We start from the raw sequence: 21,170 nt of genomic DNA, 5'->3' as shown, positions 1-21,170 counted from the left end.
TGCACTGACGTTGCGATCCGTCAGTGCAAGACCCCTTTCTATTTGCCGGTCGGCTCAGTTTGGGCTGCTTTGCAGCCGATTTCCGGCTCACTTCACGCCGCCGCGCGCGCCGCATTCATCCGGCCGAACACGAACTGCCCCAGATACCAGACCAGTTCGGTATTCGCGAAAATCGCATCTTCGGTGACCGTCGACGGTTCGAGCTTCATCCGACGCAGCATCAGCTTGCCTTCGCGCGACGTCGTCCACGCATGCATCAGTTCCTTGCGCGTCTTCGCATCGGCGGCGTTGAAATGGTCGCGGCCCTTGCGCGAATCCTCGTTCATGCGCGCGCGCACTTCTTCTTCGCGCGTCGCGATGCTGTGCGCCACGGTCTTTCTCGTTTCGGTCTTGACCGCCTGTTCCTGCGTTTCGTCGGCGAGCAGTTTGGCCTGTACGTCGACCATCGTGCGCTCGGCCTCGGAGATCTTCCAGTTGTCGCGTAGCGCGCGCATCAGATAGCCCGCGGGGCTCTTCTTGACCTGGCCGCGCTTGACCCTGAAGCGCGTGTATTCGACGGCCTGCTGGATGCGTTCGTCGGTCCAGAGTTCGCGGTTCTCCGAAATCTCGCTGAACTGCTTGGTCGAGAGCCCGAATTCGTCGGTGAGAATCTTGTACAGATGGCTCGCGTCGGCGAGGCTCGCGAGTACCGCGTCGGCTGTGTCCTTGCGCTTGAGCAGGAAGCGGATGCGGTCGATTTTCTTCGACGTCGTGGATGCAGTCCGCGTCTCATAGGACATCTCGACGTCCGACACTTCGTTGATCTCGCGCACCGCCGGCTCGAGCCAATCGCGCTTGAAGTATTTGAAGATGGCGGCATTCGCGCCCATTTTGCCGGGCCAGTTGCGCATTTCCTCGAGCTGGATCCAGTCGGTGCGTCCCGCGGGCACGTTGGGCAACACTTTGTCGTAGATCGCGCGCGCGAGACTGCGCGTGAACGCGGTGGAAATGCGCAAGCTCAGCCAATGCGATTTCTGCGGATCGCGGATATGCGGCACGAGCCGCGGATGGACGTCGAAACGCATACGTCCGCGATGAAAGCCGACCATGCCGATCAACTGAACCTGTACCCACAGATCGTCTTCGTTGGGATCGCGGTCCGCGGGCGTATTCGTCACGCGAACTTTCGCGTTCTGAGCTTCGTCGGCGATCGTGCGCAAGTGCTTCAGGTTGCGGCTGTCGTAGCGCATCAGCCACTTGAAGTAGTTGAGTTCGACGTCGTACTGATCGCGCTGCTCGGGCTCCTGCGCGACGATGAAGTACGCGGCATCGAGAAAGCGCCGCGCCGGCAGCCCCATATTGACGATTTCGGTGAAGAAATCGTTGCGCTGATAACCGATCTCGCGATTGGCCTCGTTGATGCGCAATCCCTGATCGAACATGTCTTCAAACAGCGCGAGCGCCATCTGGCGTGACGTCGCTTTCGACCTGCCCTCTTCCGGATTGTCCGCGGCCATGTTCTTCATCCACTTTTTCGCTCCCGGGACTGTAAGCATGCGGTGGTGAGCTGTCAACACACAGAACCTCACCATCAAACGACCGCGGCAGGGGCCGTTTCGGCGTCCCTTCCGCGTTTCGGCACACAGAACCTCACCATGCTCACAAAGAACCTCACCTTGCGGGTGGGCGTTCGCGCGGCAAGGCCTTATGCGACGGCCCTTTCAACCTCGTTCCCAGTAGCTGCACAACCCACCTCACCTTCGCGATTCGACGCAGTGGCAAACACATCGAACCGCACCTTGGTGGGGAATCGGTCTCACCTTGCTGCACAACCAACCGCACCTCTGAGCACAGCGAACCTCACCTTCGACACAACGCACCTCACCTTTTGGAACTTAAGTGCTTGAACGGATTGAAGAGTGTTTGGTTGCGTTGGTTTGTGGGTTTGTTCTCGGTTTTAAAAAAAAACCTACCAACTCGGCACACACAGATAAATGCGGCTGAAGATTGCGCGATGCAGCATGGTGAGGTTGATTGTGCGAAACGTTGAGCAGGTTCGGAAGAGCTGTTGCCAAGGTGAGGTTGGTTGTGCTGCTACAGTGATTGGCAACCTTGGCGATGAGCTGAACCTCTGGCTGACGGCTTGGCGCCGGTGTATCGCCGCTTCTGTGGGTGAGGTTGATTGTGCATTTGCGTTCTCAGTGCGGGGAGCGCTCGCAGCGAGGTGGCGAAAATCTAACAATGGTGAGGTCGGTTGTGCAGAAGATCGCCGGACCGGTCTTTCAGAAAATGAGAAAGTGCACAAATGACCTCACCAAGTGCCTAAGTCTCGAGCAGGAGTGCCGACTCCGCTACCCAGATTGCGAAGAAAGGTGAGGTCATTTGTGCCTTCGAGAACGCAGTGTTTCGAGGCTCGTTTAGTTTCCACGGCGATTCCGCAACCGAAAACGGTCTGGAAATACAGAAATTTGCAGAAAATCCGCATAAAAACAGTAATTTAAAAAGCTATTTTCAAGTATTTCCTGTATTCTGAGGTTTCTGGAATTTTATGGAAAAACCTCAGAATGGTCAGAACGAGCCAACTTCCTGCCGTAGACCGAACCGTTCACTTTGAGCAGATCAGTGAGTTCGCAGAAAAGGTCACCATTTTCACTAATGAGCTGCGTGACACGATTCTGGCTCCGCGTCCTCGAAAAACGGCTCCCGTTTTCAAGACCGGCGAGATTGCCGAGATGTGCAACGTCTCACACTCGCAGGTTCAGTATCTCGCGACAAAAGGCGACGGAGAACTGCCTTCGGGCACGGCGGCAGGCACGGGCCGTACCCGGACCTTCACGCTGGAGGAGGCGCGGATCTGGGTACAAAAGATTTCCGACATCTACCAGACTCCACTGGTCACGCGCCTGAAGGAGCCAGACGGGAAGATCATTATCACCGCGCAGCTCAAAGGTGGCTCCGCCAAGACGACGACGACGATGTGCCTCGCCCAGGGGCTGTCGCTGCGGGGACGCAAAGTGTTGGTGGTTGATCTCGACCCGCAGGCATCGCTTTCGGAACTGTGTGGACTGTACGCGGAAAAAGACGTGACGCCTGAAGACACAGTATTGCCGTTCGTCTACGACCAGGACATCGAAGGTGGCCTCGAGGGGCGGGTCCAGTCGACGTACTGGGATGGCATCGACGTGATTCCTGCGCACACAGAACTGATTGGAGCAGAGTTCCATCTGCCGGCGATGCAAAAGATGCGACCGGGTTTTCGCTTCTGGACCGTGCTTCGTCAAGGGCTCGAGCCGCTGCGCAAGAAGTACGACTACATTCTCATGGATACGTCGCCGTCGCTGTCGTACCTCAATCTGAACGCGCTGATGGCCGCGGATGCCATGGTGATGCCGATGGTGCCGGAAAACCTGGACTTCATCAGCTCGCTGTCGTTCTGGCGACTTTTCTCGGACGTGTCCAAAAGCTTTATCAAATTCGAGACGGACAAGAAGTACGACTTCGTGTCGCTGGTGTTGTCGCGGGTCGATTATGGGCGGAACTCGTCGGCGCCGATCGTGCGCGCGTGGGCGCAAAGCGCGTACGAAAACTGGCTGCATTCGATCGAGGTACCGGCGAGCTCGGTGATGAGCACCGGGGCGTTGGCGTTCTCGACCGTCTTCGACATCAGCAGCAATCACAGCGCGGCCAAGTCGTTGCAACGCGTGCGGCAACCTCTCGTCGACTACTGTCGCTGGATCGACGAGATCTATTCGGAAAAATGGAGGAACGCGCAATGAGCAATATGCGAGAACAGTTGCTGGCCAAGACGTCCGGCATTCGCAAAACTTCGTCGATCAACGAGGACGAGGTGAAGCGCAGCAACCGCACGCAAACGGCGCCCGGCCTTGCCGGCGCGCTGGCCGTTGCGCAACTTCGCGTGCAGGAACTGGAATCGACTGGCGTCGCATCGCAACTGGCAGTTGCTGGCATCTTGCCGAACCCTTGGCAGCCGCGTCGCGTGTTCAACGAAGCAAAGTTGGCCGAGCTTGCGGAGTCGATCCGGGAAGTTGGACTGATGCAGCCGATCGTGGTCCGTCGTGTCGCGGACGACTATCAGATCGTCGCCGGCGAACGACGCTGGCGTGCGCACAAGATGTTGGGGCTGGACACGATCAAGGCCGTGGTTGCGGATTGCTCCGACTCGGATATGGCCGTGCTCGCAATGGTCGAAAACATTAGCCGCGACGACCTTGCTGACTATGAAATCGGCGTGGCGATTCGTCGATCGGAAACAGAGTTCCCGAATCGCAAACGACTGGCGGAAGCGATGGGATTGTCGCGGGCAGGTCTGTATCAATTCTTGTCGTTCGACAACCTGCCGGACTTCATCAAGAAAGATCTCGATATTCAACCGCGACTATTGGGCGGGACTGCGGCGCAAGCAATTGCAGCGGCTATCAAAAAGCATGGCGAGGATGGCGTTAAAGCCGCTCGCGAAATTTGGCCTCTGTTGGTGAGAGGCGAAATGGATCAGGGCAAGGTCGCAGCGGGAATCACCGCCCTGGCGACCCGGCAGACGACGTCGGGTGGTACCAGCGGACGCAGCATCGAGAAATTTTTCGCGGGACGAGAGCACGCTGGGAGCATCACCAAGGATGTGAGTAACTTCACGATCAAGATCAAGACCGGAGTGATCACCGAGGCGCAAGAAGTTCAGATACGACAGTTGATCGGACAGATGTTCCAATCGCAGCCGAAGACGAACTAATCGGTGGTTCGGTTGTAGTGTTGAAAGGCCCGCTTAGTGCGGGCTTTTTTTTGGTCAATCAAATCGGTCCACCTCGAAGAGTGTCTAGAGTCTAGACACTCACTCAGCAGCCCTACCTTTGCGCCATCCGGTGTCTAGACTCTAGACACTCTTGAAGACGCATCCCCGATGCCGGTGAAAGCGTGCCGCGTCCGCGCGAACGCACATCCTTCGTGCCTTGCACGACCTGTGGAGCGATTCGCGCAGTATTGCGTTCGCAGCGATCTCGCAGGCACCTGCGGCGGGTCAGCCGCTCGCCATAAGCGAGACAGCCAATGACTGGGGATTTCTGATGCATCCATTGAGCCGGGTTCGGCTGCTTCGTTGACGGTCGCATTACCCGGAGCACATACAAAATCGCACAGGCGACATATGACGGACGGGATGGAGGGCCAGCCCTCTGTCCTATAAACGTAAACTCTATTCCGGCAGACCATCCACGGCCGTTCTCAATCCAACGCCGCATCAGCGCGTTTCCCCCAAGACGACTCGACTCCGCTATCGTCGGTCCCAATCTTCTCAATGAGAAAGGCCGCGGCCCTTAGTGCGCGACGTGCATTGCACATGGTTGTCCATGAACAGCTGTGTTCATGATGGCGCTGTCGGCCGCAGCAAACCTCGGCGAAGATCGTCGACGTCCCGCAAGAATGCTTCACTCTCCCGGTGTACCTCAGGCAATGAACGCGCGCAGCGTTGAGGCCACCGCTTATCGACCGCTAAGTCGGCAGTCGTTCTGCCGGAAAAGCTGTTCCGTACGATTAGCAATGAAAGCGGCACGAACAAACGCGCGAAGGAAGGCTGTGAATGAGGCTTGCCTCAGCGAACAGACGACATGCGTCAAGATTCGGCGGGAGCCAGTTATTACTGGAACGTCGTGTTAAGGGACCCCGAATCATGTATCGCGCGTTCTCTCAAACGATGCAGTCGCCGTTCCGCAAACGGTGTTCACCACGGCGCAAGCTTGTCCTCAAATCAGATCCCGTTGCTGATCCATCGTCTCGATCGACGACCAGAAAGTCAATCGCGAACGCCTGCCGGCCGCGATGAATTGGCCGTAATCGCGTTAAACCAACATCCCACCGTCGTCAAGAGAGGACACTCTAAAGGTAGTTGATGTCGGTCGTCACGGCTACCGATCTACCCACCCGCCGGGGAGACACCCAGATAGAAGTATTCGAAGGGATGTATCGCGACCGCGCCGATCATTTTTGGGCAAGCACCAGAGTAATGAGTGACTCGACCGCAACGAATGATCTCCGTCCGATCGTATGTCACGCCACCCGGATGGGCCTGCGTCAGACCACTCGTTCAGCGCGAAATCAACTTCGCTGCTCTCAGATCATCCGCAAGAAATCCGTCGGACGATGGACGGCAGGATAGGTGAGGGCAAGCGCGCAAATCTCGCGAACGTAAAGAGTCTCTCCCGGCCCGCCCTGTGATATTGATTAGCAAGACGATCGCGCATCCGCAATGCGAGCGACTGTCAGTCGCCACGCGTGTGGCCAACTTGAACTTCAGCAGATGCAGCAGTTGCGCATCGGCAACCTAACAATATACGGGGCCAGAACATCCGGTCAACTTTTGCGAACTAAATATCGAAAAACGAATGACTCTTAGCCAATACGAGCGAGAATTTTCGATTCTTCGGCCAATCTCGCCAACCGACACGGCGTGAAACATAGCGAAACGTCTTCTGTTCGTGTCAACCTATTGTTTTAAAAGACATTTTTCACCACTGCACGCCATTGTTTCACGCCGATCAGTCAAATTGGTGCACGATACCCCATCACTCCCACCAAACGGCGACAACACGCCCGAATGAACACACGTGCCCCGCCAATCCGTAACATTCGATACGTAATTTGTAGCGAAAGAATTTCGAGCGGCCGTCGCGATCTTTCGAGTGTTCCGCTGACCTGGCCGCTCATTCGAACCAATCTTCCGCGCCTGCCTCGATCACGCTGGCTTGATTCGGAACGCTGTACCGGTGATTCGAACAGAGCCCAGCAACAGCAAGCTCGTCAAGTCCGAGCCCAAGTCCGAGCCGCCGCAAAAGACAGCTGGCCCCTCCGCCATCACTTCGCTATCCGAGCCTCCCCGCAAACCTCCCCGGGCTGATCGATCTGCGCAATATCCTCATGCAAGATCCGCCGAATCTCGAGGATCCCCCGCGGCGCCCCCTGCACACTGTGTCCAGCAACAATCACCTTCTCCGACAGCGCGCCCACGAGATGCGCGTTGCGATAAAAGACCACGCCATCATCGGAATCTTCGAGCGGCCCGTTTTCGCGGCGCCGTGCGATGATCGAATGGAAGCAAACCCGGGGGGCTGATCGGCAACTGCGACGTCGCGCGAATCAACGGATCGGTTTCGCGCAGCTGTTCGATGCTGTTAGGCACATGGAAGGTCCGTCCCTGCGGTTCGATGTTCGTCGCCGTCTGCATCACTTCCACGATCTCGTTCAGCAGGGCAAGCGGCAGACGCACGAGGTTGGCCGCCCAGCGCGACAGCCGGTTGCTCGCGAAGGGCGTGCCTCGATGGGGGGCCGCGATAAATATGGCGCGCTCGATTTGCGGCATCGGCGCGAAGTTCAGTAGCCGATCGCGCCGCTCGTCCTCGCGATCGATATCGGTGCCCTCGGGCACGTACTTGTCCTCGAACGTCGCCCAAAGCGCGTCGCCGGAAGTCGACCCGAGCAGCCGCGCCAGAACGCCGCCCATGCTATGCCCAATCAACACCATGCCATGCGACGCCGGCACCGTACCGTCTGGATCGAAGTGCGCGAGCGTCTGTTGCGTGGCGCGGCGGATGCGCGCGAGGTTGACCAGAATCGGCACGTTGGTCGGGTAGTAGACCTGCCACACCTGGAAATGCTGGCGAAGCACTTCATCGCCCTGAATATCGTTGGCGACGTTGACCCATGCCTCGGGGCTGCTCGCGAGGCCGTGCAGCATCAGAATGATCCGTCGATTGGGATCGAACGGTTGCATCATGTAGATGCGGGGCGTATCGATACCGTGTGCGCGTCCAAACAGCGTGCGCAACGATTGCCCGGCGAAGCCGGAGCGCGCGAGCCAGATGCCGTAGCCCGCGCCGAAGTTGGCCGAAAGTGGCACAGTCTGGCCGTGTCGCTCGACACTGTCTTCGCGATACGGATCATAGACGGACAGCACGACCTCATGCGAGGCAAGCACCTGTTCGAGCGTGCCCTGGCTGAACCAGATCAACGCGGTCACGTTCGGCGACGGCATCTCGCGGAAAAAGCGCGACGCCGGCCTTGGCCGACCCGCGGCTGCTGACGACACGCCGGGGTTGACCGGTGCGCTCGCGGGACCATCGACGCGGGCGGACACACGCGTGTCGGCGCTGGCATTGCCACCCGCATCGACATCATCTTCAGGCGGAGGCACGTTCATCACAGCAACGAGTTCCGCCCCCAAACCATCGCGTCGATAAATGCTACGTATCCCCGCGAACGACAGCCGCGACGCCGGGATGACTTCGCGCGGTTCGCGCACGCCTTCGGGTAGCCGGGTTCGGCTCAGGTCGAGATGAATGGACCAGCCTGCGATGTACGGCGTGCCCGGCACGCCGTTGCCGGCATCGGTAGCGAGCGCGCCGCGCAGAAGCAGCGCGTGGGCAAGTTCCTGCACCGCGTAGTTGTAGTAGTCACGGACCTGGGTCTGACGATCTTCGAATGCACGTTCGCCAGCAGTGCGTTCACCGAGGAACAGAAATGCATACGCGAATCGCGCGGCCCTGAGCCACAGATCGAATTGCGCGTCGCTCCAATCGCTGGCGTTGGCCGGCGTGTTGGTGATGGCCATCTGCAAAGATAGTTCGGCGAGGCTCGACAATCGCCGGTCGGTATTGATTCCGCAGACGGTCGAGATCGTATTGATGCAATCGAGCGGCTCACGTTGGCAGGTGTTCCCATCGAGTGCCGCGATGTGCAGGGTGTCTCGCGTCGCGGCGCTCAGACGGCCGGTCGATAGAATGTCGCCGCGGCGCATCGCGATGTACTGCTCCGGGCCTTGTGAGCTGACGGTGACCATCGCGCAACCGCACAGAAGACTGCCAGTGAGCAGCGCGAGTGCCGCGCACCGCGATGTCCACGATGCGAGCGAGCGCGTGATGCGTCGAACCGGTTCGTGCGAGAGGGCAGCCGCGCTACGCCGATGCAAGCGATGAACGCTGGCGGCGGCCCGCGACGTTGCAATTGCCAACTTTCTTTTCACGCAGAGTTGCGTCACCCATCGGCGAAACAAAAATTCCTTGAAACCTATAGCATTTTTCCCCATGGCATTTGGTGACTAGTACAGCAGCATAGCCATGCTTATATTTCATCAACAGAAGCCGAAGCAACCATAGAACGAGTCGGTATGACCGTAGCAAGTCGCGAATCGATTGACGGCTTGCGCACTGTTCGGCCATGATGCCTGTGACGAACTGAAAGGGGGCAATGACGCACGCATGACACGGGCAAACCACCAGTGAACTGCGCGAAGTCATGAACGCCTATGACGGCTTTGATATACCGCTTAAGGTAAACAATCGATACGATCGTGCTGCGCCTGTGAGGCTCTTGACAGCGAATTGTTTGGGAACTTTAATAATTTTGCAGCAAGGTTCAATCGAAGTGATCTGCTTCAACGCTGCAATCCGCCCGCATATTCATTCGTCTTCAGGTTTTGCGGAATCGTCGTGCATTCCATACAGGGCGGATTCGTCAATTCCCTCAGTCTTGCTTCGGCATGGCGAAGCAGTTTGGCAGTTCGACAGGATGCCTGATGAACGGAGCCGGAATGACGACACATGGGTCGCGGCTGTAGTCCCGACGGCCACAACACCGTTGTCGCCGATACACTGGTTTGAACGACGTTGCCGGTCCGACAGAAGGGATGCCGCTGTTCCTCGAGTCTGACCTGGCCGTGGAAGTCGAAGCGGATGCACCCATCGGTCCACTGTTATGGGCCCCTATGAATTGCTGAGCAACCTGTAGGGTCTCGTATTCGCCGGCCCGTGAGCTACGTTGCCGCTGGGCTTACGACATGGGTTGCGCCAGCAGTCAGCCGAGAACGTCATGAATGCAAACCGCTCCGATGCACCGCGGCCCCGCCGATCAGGCGGAATCGCACTGACCGGCGCATTGTCGTGCGCGTTGGCCTGCGCGCTTGTCGTTTCACTGTCGGGCTGCCAACGGCAGACCGAAACACAGAGTGGCGATACGAGGCCAGTCGTGCAACTCACCAGGGTCGAACCGGCCGACGCTTCCGCCATTCGCATTTTTACCGGACGGGTCGAGCAGACCAGCATCTCGCCGCTCGCCTTCGAAGTATCGGGCCGCGTCGTGCAGATCGCGGTGCTCGAAGGCGCATCCGTGAAACGCGGCCAGTTGATCGCGCGTATCGATGAGGAACCCTACAAGCTGCAACTGCAACGCGCGAACGCGCAGTATCAGCAACTGAGCGACAACCTGAAGCGCCAGGCGGTGCTGCGCAAGGACGGCATTCTGTCTCAGGCTGCTTATGAGCAGCTCTCGGCTTCCACGGACGCCGCACGCGCGGCACGCGACTTGGCGAGCCGCGACCTGCGCAATACCCAGCTCGTCGCGCCATTCGACGGCCGGATCGCTCGCCGTAACATCGAGATCCAGCAGGTCGTGCAGGCTGGGGCACCCGCGTTCAATCTGGAAAACATCGGCCGGGCCGATGTCGGCGTCGATCTGCCTCAGAGCATTGCCGAACGGCTATTCGTCGACAAGACGCTGAGAGCCGAGGCGTGGCTGCCCGGGCGGCCGCAGAACCGCTTCCCGCTCGTGTTCCGCGAACGGACCACGCAGACCTCGCCGACTTCGGCGGCCTACCGGCTCGTGTTCTCGATCGAAGGACCGCAAAGCGCGATGCTGTTCCCCGGCATGGCGCTGCGCGTACAGATTTCCGAAACGGCGCGGCAAGTCGCGCAAAACGAGAACCACGGCTACTTCGCGATTCCGATCGCGGCGGTGTCGATCGGCGCGGACGGTCAGCGCCGTCTGTGGCGCTACGATGCCGCGTCCGGCCGAGTGCATGCGGTGCCGGTCAGCGTGCGCGAAATTCGCAATGACGATGTGGTCGTCGCGGGGGCGGTCGCGGAGGGCGACCGCGTGGTGGCCGGCGGCTCGCAGTTCATGAAAGAGGGAATGGCGGTTCGTCCAATGGATGCGCCTCAATGAATCTCGCGCGCCCCCTTATCGAAAAGCCGCTGATCGCGTGGGTTCTGACGCTGATCTCGCTGTTGGGCGGTATCTTCGCGTACTTCAACATCGGGCGGCTCGAAGACCCGAAGTTTACGATCAAGGCCGCGGTCGTCGTGACGCTGTATCCCGGCGCGAGCGCGCACGAAGTCGAGCAGGAAGTGACGGACCGCCTCGAAAGCGCGATTCAGCAGATGCCGCAGGTCGAGAAGCTGACCTCGCGTTCCATGCCGGGCTACTCGGAAATCCGCGTCGAGATTCGCGACCAGTACACGTCGGCGCAATTGCCGCAGGTGTGGGACGAGGTGCGCAAGTCGGTATCGGATGCACAGCCCCGGCTTCCGCCGGGCGCGGGACCGTCACTCGTGCTCGACCGTTTCGGCGACGTCTACGGGATGTTCTACGCGCTAACCGGCGAGGGCTACTCGCAGGCGCAACTGTATGGCTACGCCCGCGAGCTGCGCCGCCAACTGCTGACGCTCGACGACGTGTCCGACATCGTGATCGCCGGTGAGCAGGAGGAGCAGATCTCGGTCGACGTCGACCAGTCGCAACTGATCGCCAACGATCTGTCCACCGACGATCTCGCGCAGACGCTGTTCCTGCAGAACGAGGTTCGGCCCGCCGGCCGCGAACGCGTTGGCGACCTGTCGTTGCGGATTGCGCCGACTGGATCGCTCGATTCGCTGCAGGCCATCCGTTCGCTGCCCGTCAACAATACACCGGGCCCGCTGCTGCTTGGCGACATCGCTCGCGTGAGCCATGGCTATGCGACGATTCCGAACCAGGTCATTCACTACAACGGTCAGCCCGCGATCACGATCGGTATCAGCGCGCGGCCGCGCGTCAACGTGGTGAAGGTCGGCGAGAAGATCAAGGCGAAGCTCGCCGAACTCGAACGTGATCGCCCGATCGGCATAAAGCTGTACTCGCTTTACGATCAGCCACAGATCGTCGACGAAAGCGTACGTGGCTTCATCTTCGATGTGTTCCTGTCCGTGGCGATCGTCGGTGTCGCGCTGGGCATTGCGCTCGGCTGGCGCGCGGGCGTCGTGCTGGGCGTCGAGCTGTTCCTGTCGATCCTCGGCACGCTGCTGGTCATGTACGCGGCAGGCATCGAGCTGCAGCGTATCTCACTCGGCGCGCTGATCATCGTGATGGGCATGCTGACCGACAACAGCATCGTGGTGGTCGAGGGGATGCTCGTGAAGGTTCAACGAGGCAAGTCGCATCTCCAGGCGGCGACCGAGATTCTCAAACAAAGCCAATGGCTTCTGCTCGCGTCGACCATTGTGGGAATTCTGGCTTTCTCGGGCATCGGCCTGTCGCCGGATGCGGTCGGCGAATTCTGTGCATCGTTGTTCGCCGTCGCTGCGATTTCGCTGCTATTCAGCTGGGTGATCGCCATCGCCCTGACACCGCTGTTCGGCACGTATCTTTTCAAGCCCGCGGACATCATCGATGACGACCCGTTCAAGTCGAAGCTGTACAAGCGCTATGGCGCGCTGTTGTCATGGGTCACCAGACGGCGCGTGCTCGTGGTCATCGGCCTCGTTGCGCTGACGGTGCTGGCCGGATGGGCGTTCCGCTTCGTCGCGCAGAGCTTCTTCCCCGCGTCGACTACGCCGATCTTTTATGTGGACATGCGCTTGCAACGCGGCGCCGATATTCGCGCGGTCGTCGAGAAGAGCCGCGAGGTGGAAAAGGTGCTCCTCAAGCATGCGGACGTCACCAACGTGCAGACGTATATCGGCTCGGGCGCGACGCGTTTCTTCCTCGCCTACGATCCGGAGACGCGTGATCCGTCGTACGCGCAGTTCATCGTCGGCGCGAAAGACCAGGGCCTGATCGACGACATGATTCCGGACATCGAAGCGGATCTGAAGAAGCGCTTCCCCGAGCAGCATTGGACTGTGACGCGGCCGAACTTCGGCCCCGGTGGAGGTGCGGCGATTCAGGCGCGCTTCTCCGGACCCGATCCGATGGTGCTGCGCCGCTTGTCGCAGGAAGCGCAGAACGTGCTGAAGGCCGACGGTCGCATCATCGCGATCCGCGACGACTGGGAGAACCCGATCAGCATCGTGCGGCCGGAATTCGACGAATCGCGGGCGCGCTCGCTCGGAGTGACGCGCCGGCAGGTCAGCGACACCATGGCTTATGCAACCGAAGGCCTGCGGGCGGGCATCTATCGCGAAGGCGATCAGTTGCTGCCGATCGTGCTGCGCTCGCCCGACTACACGCGCGGCGTCGCGGGTCTCCAGGACCTGCAGGTGTTCAGCGCGGGGCTGCGCCGTTACGTGCCGCTCGGCGACGTGGTCAACGGCTTCGCGGTCGGTACCGAGGAAGGCCAGATCGCGCGCGAAAACAGGATTCGCACGCTCACGGTTTCGGGCAACCCGATCTATGGGCAGAACAGTGTCGACGCGTTCAACCGCATACGCTCCAGCATCGAGAACATCAAGCTGCCACCGGGCTATAGCTTCGAATGGGGCGGCGAGCACGAATCGTCGACGCGCGCGCAGCAGAGCCTGTTCCGTCAACTGCCGCTCGGCTTCATCGGCATGGCGCTGCTGGTGCTGATGATGTTCGGACGCCTGAAGCCGGCGCTCGTCGTGCTGCTCGTCGTGCCGATGTCGATCGTCGGCGTCACGCTCGGTCTGCTGCTATTTCGCGGCGCGTTCGGCTTCATGGCGTTGCTCGGTCTATTGAGTCTGATCGGCATGCTGATCAAGAACGGCGTGGTGCTCGTCGAAGAGATGGATTCGCAGATCGCCGCGGGCGTGCCGCGCATGCAGGCGGTGACCCACGGCGCGATGAACCGTCTGCGGCCGGTGATACTGGGGGGCGGTACGACGGCGCTCGGCATGGCGCCGTTGTTGTGGGATCCTTTCTTCAAGGACATGGCGATCACGATTATGGCGGGCCTTGTTTTTGCCACCGTGCTGACGTTGGTCGCCGTGCCGGCGCTGTATGCGATGCTGTTCTCGATCAGGCAGGCGGAATGGGAGCCGGGTCGACACCCGGAAGCAAAATGATCCGCGCGCGCCCTTATCTTCTAGCCATCGCGGCCCTGCTGCTCGAAGCCGGCTGTACGGGTTCATTGCAGCTGCAAAAGCCCGCCGCGTTTCCGCCGCAGTATTCGGAGGCGCAACCGGGCGTGGCGACACCGATGTCCGAGCAGCAGCTCGCGGCATGGTGGACCCAGTACAACGACCCGACGCTGAACAAACTGATCGATCTCGCGCTCGCGCACAACTTCGACATCGCGACCGCTTACGCACGGGTCGATCAGGTGCAGGCCGGGATCCGGCTGGCTCGCTCGCAACTGCTGCCGTCGGTCGGTGCTGGCGTGAGCGCTGCGAAGTACCACGGCGGCGAGACGCAGCTCGAATTCGAGGAACTGCTCGGCATCAACAATACCGATGCGCAGTTCTGGCGTGTCGGCTTGCAGGCGCAATGGGAGATCGACCTGTTCGGTCAGGGACGCGCAAGGCTCTCGGCGGCACGCGAACAGGCACGCGCGGCCGCGGGCGACGCTGAGGCGGTACGCCTGAGCGTGGTGTCGGGTGTCGCGGATCTGTACGTCACCTATCGCGGGCTGCTCCGTCAGCGCACGATTTTGCTGCAGAGCCGCGCAATCGCGGACGACTTCGTCAACATCGCCGAGAAGAGCTTCAACGCGGGTCTAGTGCTGAGTACGGACATCGAAGCAGCGCGCGCCGGCCGCGCGCAGGTCGATGCGCGTTTGCAGGACGTGGAGAACGGCATCGCGCAGGCACGACTCAATTTGCAGAATCTATGCGGCGTGCAGCCCGCGGAATTCGCGGGGATTCTCGATGAAAGCGACACGCTGATGACCGCGCTGCCGCATATCGAGCCCGGCCAGCCGGTCGACCTGCTGATGCGGCGCCCGGATCTGATCGCGGCGCAGGCACGCGTGAATGCGGCGCTCAGGCAGTCGGATGTCGCGCGGCTCAACTACTGGCCGACCATGTCGTTGAGCGGTTTGCTTGCACGCAATGGTTGGGAGATCGCGGGTCAAGGCCTCGGGCCCAGCACGTTCTGGCTATTCGGCGCGGCGATGGCGCTGCCGCTGATCGACTTTGGCGCGCGGCGCTCGCAGGTGGAATCGTCGGATGCGCAGGCGCAGCAGGCCATGTCGAACTACGAAAAGACCGCGCTCGGCGCGTTCTATGACGTCGACCGTGCACTGGCGCGTTTGAACCGGCAGGACGAGTTGTTCAAGGCACGCAATGAAGAAGTCGTGCGTCGCACCACGCAGTTGAGCCAGGTGCGACGTCGCTACGAACTCGGCGATACCGGCCGCGTCGATATCGATCAGGTGCGGGTTGCGCTGCTCGAAAGCCAGTCGTCGCAGGCGAGGGAAGAGGTCGGCGAACTGCAGGCACAGTTCGCGCTGTTCAGGGCATTGGGGGGCGGCTGGTTGGCCAATCCGCCAGTGGCCTCGAATACACGAGCGCCGACGGAACCCGCGCCCGCCACCGCACCGGCACCGGCCGCACAGTGAACGACCAGGAGGAGTGCGGTCCGGTACTCGCAAAGCCGTTGGCTTCAGTCGGGGAGGACTGACAGGAGATGCGCAATGCACGCGTACCTGCTCCGCGTAAGTCCCTGTCTGGAAGAAATCAGCTTCTCTGAAGGGTGGGCGATGGCAAGCCAGGTCGAGACGAAACTGTCGTTGCCCGCATTGACCGCGATGGTCGTCGGCTCAATGGTGGGCGCAGGGATTTTCTCGTTGCCGCGCAATTTCGCGCGCGCGACCGGACCGTTCGGCGCGGTCATTGCATGGTGCGTGGCGGGCATCGGCATGTATGCGCTGGCGCGCGTCTTTCAGGCGCTCGCGCAGCGACGGCCCGAGCTCGACGCCGGCGTGTTCGCGTACGCGCGAGCGGGCTTCGGCGATTATGCGGGCTTTCTATCGGCATTCGGCTACTGGATGGCTGGCTGCTTCGGCAACGTGTCGTACTGGGTGCTGATCAAATCGACGCTTGGCGCTTTCGTGCCGGCCTTCGGCAACGGCAACACGGCGACCGCGATCATCGTGTCGTCGGTGGGCATCTGGCTGTTTCATCTGGTGATGCTGCGCGGCGTCCAGCAGGCCACGATGATCAACACGATCGTCACGGTCGCGAAGTTGATTCCAATCGTGCTGTTCATCGTGATGCTGATCGCTTTGTTTCGCGCCGACATGTTTCGCGCGAATCTGTGGGAACGCAGCGATCAGATCGGCAAGGGCCTGTTCTCGCAGGTTCGCGCGACGATGCTCGTCACCGTCTTCGTGTTCGTCGGTATCGAAGGTGCGAGCGTGTACTCGCGCTATGCGAAAAAGCGCTCGGATGTCGGCGCCGCGACGATCACCGGCTTCGTCGCCGTGCTGTGTCTGCTGGTGCTGGTGACGCTGCTGCCTTACGCGACCTTGCCGCGCGCCGATATCGCGGTGATGCGCCAGCCGTCGATGGCCGCGGTACTCGGCGCGCTGCTCGGCCCATTCGGTGTCGTGTTCGTCAGCGCCGGTCTGATCATTTCGATCCTCGGCGCGTACCTCGCATGGTCGCTGATCTGTGCCGAGGTGCTGTTCGCAGCAGCGCGTCTCGAGACGATGCCGCGTATCTTCGCGCGACAAAACGAGCGCAAGCTGCCGGTCGCCGCGATCTGGCTCACGAGTACCGTGGTGCAGTGTTTCGTAATCAGCACGTACTGGTCGACCGATGCGTTTGCGCTGATGCTCAATCTCACGAGCTCGATGGCGCTGATTCCTTATTTTCTCGTGGCCGCATACGGCATCAAGGCCGCGCGTGACGATAGTGGCCAGAATGGCGGCACCTTGAGCGGCGCGTTGCGCACCGAGTATTTCGTCGCGATGTTCGCGACGTTGTATACCGCCTTTCTGCTGTTCGCGGGCGGCCTGAAGTTCCTGATGCTATCGGCGCTGCTTTATGCGCCCGGTACGGTGCTGTATGTGGTGGCCAAACGCGAGCGCGGCCATCGGGTGTTTTCGAAAGTCGAGTGGGTCATCTTGGCCGTCGCGGCCTGCGGCGCGATTGGCGCGCTGATCGGCCTCGCGACCGGCACGATCGTCATCTGAGCGGTCGATCATCGTAGTCGCACGAGCGCGGCTCGATTGGAACGTGTTCGCGGGAGAGCGATCGCAGCAATGGACAAGCGCGTCAGACTTTCAGCGCCGGGCCTGATGGCAATGGTGATCGGCTCGATGGTCGGGGTGGGCGTCTTTTCGCTGCCGCAGGCGCTCGGCAAATATACCGGCGTAGTCGGTTCGTTGATCAGCTGGACCATCACCGGCTCCGGCATGCTGATACTCGCGCTGATCTTTCAACGGCTCGCATGGCGCAAGCCGGAACTCGACGCTGGCGTCTACACGTATGCGCGCGTCGGGTTTGGACGCTACACGGGATTTCTGTCGGCGTTCGGCTACTGGTGCGCCAGCTGTCTTGGCAACGTGGCGTATCTCGTGCTGATCAAGTCCGCGCTCGCGATCGTCGCGCCTTCATTCGGCGCTGGCAATACGTTTAGCGCGATCGTCAGTTCCTCGCTGATGATCTGGGTGTTTCACTTTCTGATACTGCGCGGCGTGAAGGGCTCGTCGGTAGTGAATGCGTCGATGACGGCCGCCAAGTTGTTCGCGCTTGGACTGTTCGCGGTGCTCGTGCTATCGAGTGTCAAGTGGCAGTTGTTCCTCGCGAACCTGTGGACCGTTCCCGAGCCGTCGGCGACCGGTCTGTTCGGCGAGGTGCGCAAGACGATGTTGGGCACGGTATTCGTGTTTCTCGGCGTCGAAGGCGCGAGTGTCTATTCACGGCATGCACGCGAACGGCGCGACGTCGGGGTCGCGACCGTCCTCGGCTTTCTCTGCGTGCTTGCGTTGATGGTCATGGTCACGTTGTTGTCGTATGGCGTGTTGCCGCTCGAGCAGTTGGGCACGCTGAAAAATCCGTCGATGGCTGGCGTGCTGAGCGCCGCGGTCGGCGCCTGGGGCGCGGTCGCGGTCAAACTCGGCCTGTTGATATCGGTACTCGGTTCTTATCTCGCATGGACGTTGCTCGCCGCCGAAATTCTGCACGCGGCGGGCAAGAGCCGCACGATGCCCGCGTTTCTCGGGCGAGAAAACCGCAACCACGTACCGGTCGCCGCACTGTGGATGACGAGCCTCGTGATTCAGGCCTTTCTGATCGTGACGCTGTTTTCGAAAGAAGCGTTCACGCTGGCCAAGGAGTTCACGACGTCGATGAACCTGATCCCGTATCTGCTCGTCGCCGGCTATGGGTTGAAGCTCGCAGCGAGCGGCGAATCGTATGCGGGGCAGCCGTGGTCACGGCGCATCGATTTCATGCTCGCGCTGCTGGGCTGCGGATACGCGCTCTTTCTCGTGTACGCGGGCGGCCTGCATTATCTGTTGATGTCGACCGTGCTTTATACGGCGGCGACCGTGTGGTTTTACATCGCCGAGCGTCGCAAGGGGAAACGGCCTGTGTTTACGCTGCTCGAACGCTGGCTGTTCATTGTGGTTCTGCTTACCGGGCTGGTCGCGTTCGTCGATCTCGTGCGCAATCATTTTGCGGCCTAAGGCTTCCGCTCGCGCGCCGCGCGGCTCACATGATCGCGGCCTGGCGAATGCAGCGGATGAAATAGTCGGCCGGGCGCCACCGTCGATGTCATCCGGCCATACACAACAGGAAAACGAAATGAACGCACAGAAATGGCTGAAGCTGGTTTGCGCGAGCGCGGTCGTGTTCCGCTTGCCTGACTGCGCACGCGCAGCCGCAAGCGGGCGGATCGGGTCCCGCGGCACAAGCTGCGGCGAGTTCGGCGCCAACCGCGGGCGAGATCAAGGCTACCAACCGGCAACTCGTGCGGGACGTACGCCGCGCATTCAGAAACGCACGAAGCCAGGGACTACGGGCCAGCAACATTACAGTGCGCGCGGATAACGGCGTCGTGACATTGACGGGCAGCGCGCCGACCGCGGACCTGCTGTCGCGCGGTCCGCTAGAAGAAACACGGCGGTGACGCCGGCGGCGATGGGGCATTGCGACGGGCCGACTGGGGTGGATGTTGAAAGCACTTCTTGCACCTATGACGCATATAGGACTCTGCTGATTTTTTTGCTTGTTAGCGCATCGTACAATCCGCCTCTGCGCAAGGCGAAGACGTTTTAATTCCTCGCCGACGAGTTGGGGTGCGTTGCGCTATCCCATCTTCATGATTGATCCATGCTAGGTTGCATGCCCAAAAATTGCTTTGTCTTTACCAAAGCACACCGACTTTCTCACCGATTTTGCATCGTTTTAAAAAACAGTGGTTCAAAAACTTCTATTTGCGTGGTGCCAAAATGCTTTTGTGGAACGATCAAGACAATTTGATATGCGCTATCTGGAGTGCACCGACTGGTGCGCTTAGATGATAGGCGTTCCCGACGCCGTTCGCTTCATTAGAAGCAGGAAGGTTGCGGCTCTCGATCTTGCTGCTGAGGTGTGCGGCTAGGCCCACGCAAACGCAGCGTCCCGTGGCGACACACAGGATCAGGGAAGTTGACGAGTGGATGGGACGAGATGCCCTGCGCCTTTCTCATCATGTAACGGCGTGAAATGACATGGTACTTTGGTGACAAATCATGCAGGGTGTTTCGGCAAGGAAAAGGTATTCACCTGCGTGGTATGGAGTGTGAGTGAACAAAATAAGAGTGGGTATCGCCGACGATCATCCATTTATTCTCCTCGGCGTCGAGCATCTTCTTCAGCGTTGTCCTGACATCCAGGTCTGCTTCAAAAGCGAAAGTATTGGCCTGCTTCTCCAGCGGTTGGTTGAAGTGCCAGTCGATGTTCTTGTGTGCGACTACGAATTCGAAGGCGATCCGTATGCCGACGGTCTCAACCTTCTTGACCGGATCCGGCGTGTCACCCCAGCCATACGAGTAGTTTTCCTGAGCACGCATTCGTCCACGCACATCATTTCAGCTGCGCTCAACGCGGGGGCGGCCGGCTTCGTCGGCAAGGGTCCCGAGGGCTTTGTCAGCCTTACCGCTGCCGTCCGCGTTGCCAAAAATAAAAGCGTGTTTCTGCCTGATTCCATTGCGGACAAGATGTTGCGCGCAACGGGGCGCGCAGCGCAAGGCGGATCTTCTCTCAATTTGCTATCTGAAAAAGAATCGACGGTCGTGCGAATGATCTGCGACGGGATGTCGATCGCAACAATTGCCGAGCGGCTCAATCGCAGTCCGAAGACCGTGAGCAATCAGAAGAACGCTGGCATGAAGAAGCTCGGTGCCAGAAACGACGTAGAACTCGTCACGATCGTGCGCGAGTGGTCCTGCTCGTAGCAATTGCCGCGATTCTCAGGCGGATTCTGTCGTTCTCGTGGCGCCTTCTCCCTATCGTAGGGTGGTCCTGTGACCTGTTCAGTTCGAGGAATCGACACGTCGTTTCTCGACTGACCTATTTGGTCTTTCATTTTGGGTATTGGCCCATTAACACCGATCTTCTTCAATGAGATCATTCCTCTGCCTTGACGATCGCTGGACGTCCCGGCTTTACAAGGGTTTGTAGTTCTGAAATGGCAACAAAGAGGAATCTCATGAAAAAACAAGTAACGCAACTCATGATCGCGCTGATGGGCCTGTCCGTCGCGCCGATGGTTTTCGCTCAAGCTGTACCGGGCACAGGTCAGGTAACGTTCAATGGAGAACTGTATGACGACACCTGTGTGATCAACTCGGGTGACGAGGACCAAACGGTCACGCTGCCTCGGGTGTCTTCGCAGACGCTGCCTGCGGCTGGCGTAGTCGGCGGGTCCACGCCTTTCAACATTTCGGTGTCGCAGTGCCCGGCAACGCTGAAACAGGTCGCGGCGCATTTCGAGACCACGAACATGGACCCGGTTACGCGTAATGCCATTAACCAGGCAACTACCTCGCCGGCCCAGTACGTCGAAGTGCAATTGCTTGACCACAATTTCACGAATGGCGCGGCGCAGGTGCTTCCGCTGGGCAGCACGGGCGAGTTCGTTGATGTTGGGACCGACGGTTCGGCAACGATGTACTACGCCGGCCAGTACTATGCAACAGACAGAGCCACGGCCGGTAACGTGACGGCTGTTGTTCGCTACACGTTGGCATACCAGTAAGCGAATCTAAG

At 60.0% G+C, this 21,170-nt stretch carries 12 protein-coding genes; 10 read left to right on the top strand and 2 right to left on the bottom strand.

What is annotated here, in order from left to right; genetic code table 11:
• Nucleotides 1-92: 92 nt before the first annotated feature.
• Complete coding sequence (locus tag F6X39_RS09950; protein WP_187616566.1) at nucleotides 93-1,496, bottom strand: replication initiation protein; 1,404 nt, start codon at nucleotides 1,494-1,496, stop codon at nucleotides 93-95.
• A gap of 1,047 nt (nucleotides 1,497-2,543) precedes the next feature.
• On the opposite strand from F6X39_RS09950, the gene F6X39_RS09945 reads away from it, so the two are divergent.
• Together F6X39_RS09945 and F6X39_RS09940 are read left to right on the top strand one after the other, a co-directional pair.
• Nucleotides 2,544-3,755 carry a ParA family protein gene (locus F6X39_RS09945; protein ID WP_187616485.1) on the top strand — a complete coding sequence of 404 codons (1,212 nt, stop codon included), beginning with the start codon at nucleotides 2,544-2,546 and terminating at the stop codon, nucleotides 3,753-3,755.
• Complete coding sequence (locus F6X39_RS09940; RefSeq protein WP_187616484.1) at nucleotides 3,752-4,726, top strand: ParB/RepB/Spo0J family partition protein; 975 nt, start codon at nucleotides 3,752-3,754, stop codon at nucleotides 4,724-4,726. Before F6X39_RS09945 ends, F6X39_RS09940 begins: the two co-directional genes overlap by 4 nt.
• Nucleotides 4,727-7,024: 2,298 nt before the next feature.
• Here F6X39_RS09940 and F6X39_RS09935 read toward each other — a convergent pair.
• On the bottom strand, nucleotides 7,025-8,821 hold the full coding sequence (locus F6X39_RS09935) for an esterase/lipase family protein (RefSeq protein ID WP_262413790.1): 1,797 nt from the start codon (nucleotides 8,819-8,821) through the stop codon (nucleotides 7,025-7,027).
• 1,184 nt (nucleotides 8,822-10,005) lie between these two features.
• On the opposite strand from F6X39_RS09935, the gene F6X39_RS09930 reads away from it, so the two are divergent.
• The 8 genes from F6X39_RS09930 (at nucleotide 10,006) to F6X39_RS09895 (ending at nucleotide 21,159) form a co-directional block, all read left to right on the top strand.
• Complete coding sequence (locus F6X39_RS09930) at nucleotides 10,006-10,980, top strand: efflux RND transporter periplasmic adaptor subunit (RefSeq protein WP_187616483.1); 975 nt, start codon at nucleotides 10,006-10,008, stop codon at nucleotides 10,978-10,980.
• Nucleotides 10,977-14,036, top strand: coding sequence for an efflux RND transporter permease subunit (locus tag F6X39_RS09925; protein ID WP_187616482.1), 3,060 nt, complete (start codon nucleotides 10,977-10,979; stop codon nucleotides 14,034-14,036). The genes F6X39_RS09930 and F6X39_RS09925 overlap by 4 nt, the downstream gene beginning before the upstream one ends.
• Entirely contained in the window at nucleotides 14,033-15,529 is a 1,497-nt protein-coding gene (locus F6X39_RS09920; protein ID WP_187616481.1) for an efflux transporter outer membrane subunit, read from the top strand. The genes F6X39_RS09925 and F6X39_RS09920 overlap by 4 nt, the downstream gene beginning before the upstream one ends.
• Nucleotides 15,530-15,670: 141 nt before the next feature.
• Nucleotides 15,671-17,107, top strand: coding sequence for a basic amino acid/polyamine antiporter (locus F6X39_RS09915; RefSeq protein WP_187616565.1), 1,437 nt, complete (start codon nucleotides 15,671-15,673; stop codon nucleotides 17,105-17,107).
• A gap of 69 nt (nucleotides 17,108-17,176) precedes the next feature.
• Nucleotides 17,177-18,604: a basic amino acid/polyamine antiporter gene (locus tag F6X39_RS09910; RefSeq protein ID WP_187616480.1), complete on the top strand. Its 1,428-nt coding sequence runs from the start codon at nucleotides 17,177-17,179 to the stop codon at nucleotides 18,602-18,604.
• A 284-nt stretch (nucleotides 18,605-18,888) separates the two neighbouring features.
• Nucleotides 18,889-19,047 carry a BON domain-containing protein gene (locus tag F6X39_RS37355; RefSeq protein WP_316251675.1) on the top strand — a complete coding sequence of 53 codons (159 nt, stop codon included), beginning with the start codon at nucleotides 18,889-18,891 and terminating at the stop codon, nucleotides 19,045-19,047.
• Between the two features lie 658 nt (nucleotides 19,048-19,705).
• Entirely contained in the window at nucleotides 19,706-20,356 is a 651-nt protein-coding gene (locus F6X39_RS09900) for a response regulator (protein ID WP_187616479.1), read from the top strand.
• A gap of 254 nt (nucleotides 20,357-20,610) precedes the next feature.
• A complete protein-coding gene (locus F6X39_RS09895; protein ID WP_187616478.1) occupies nucleotides 20,611-21,159 on the top strand; it encodes a fimbrial protein in 549 nt (182 codons plus the stop codon).
• The last annotated feature ends 11 nt before the right edge of the window (nucleotides 21,160-21,170 follow it).

It is taken from the genome of Paraburkholderia sp. UCT2 (genome assembly GCF_014397665.1).
Lineage (GTDB): Bacteria > Pseudomonadota > Gammaproteobacteria > Burkholderiales > Burkholderiaceae > Paraburkholderia > Paraburkholderia tuberum.
This window is presented reverse-complemented; position numbering and strand designations above follow the sequence as displayed.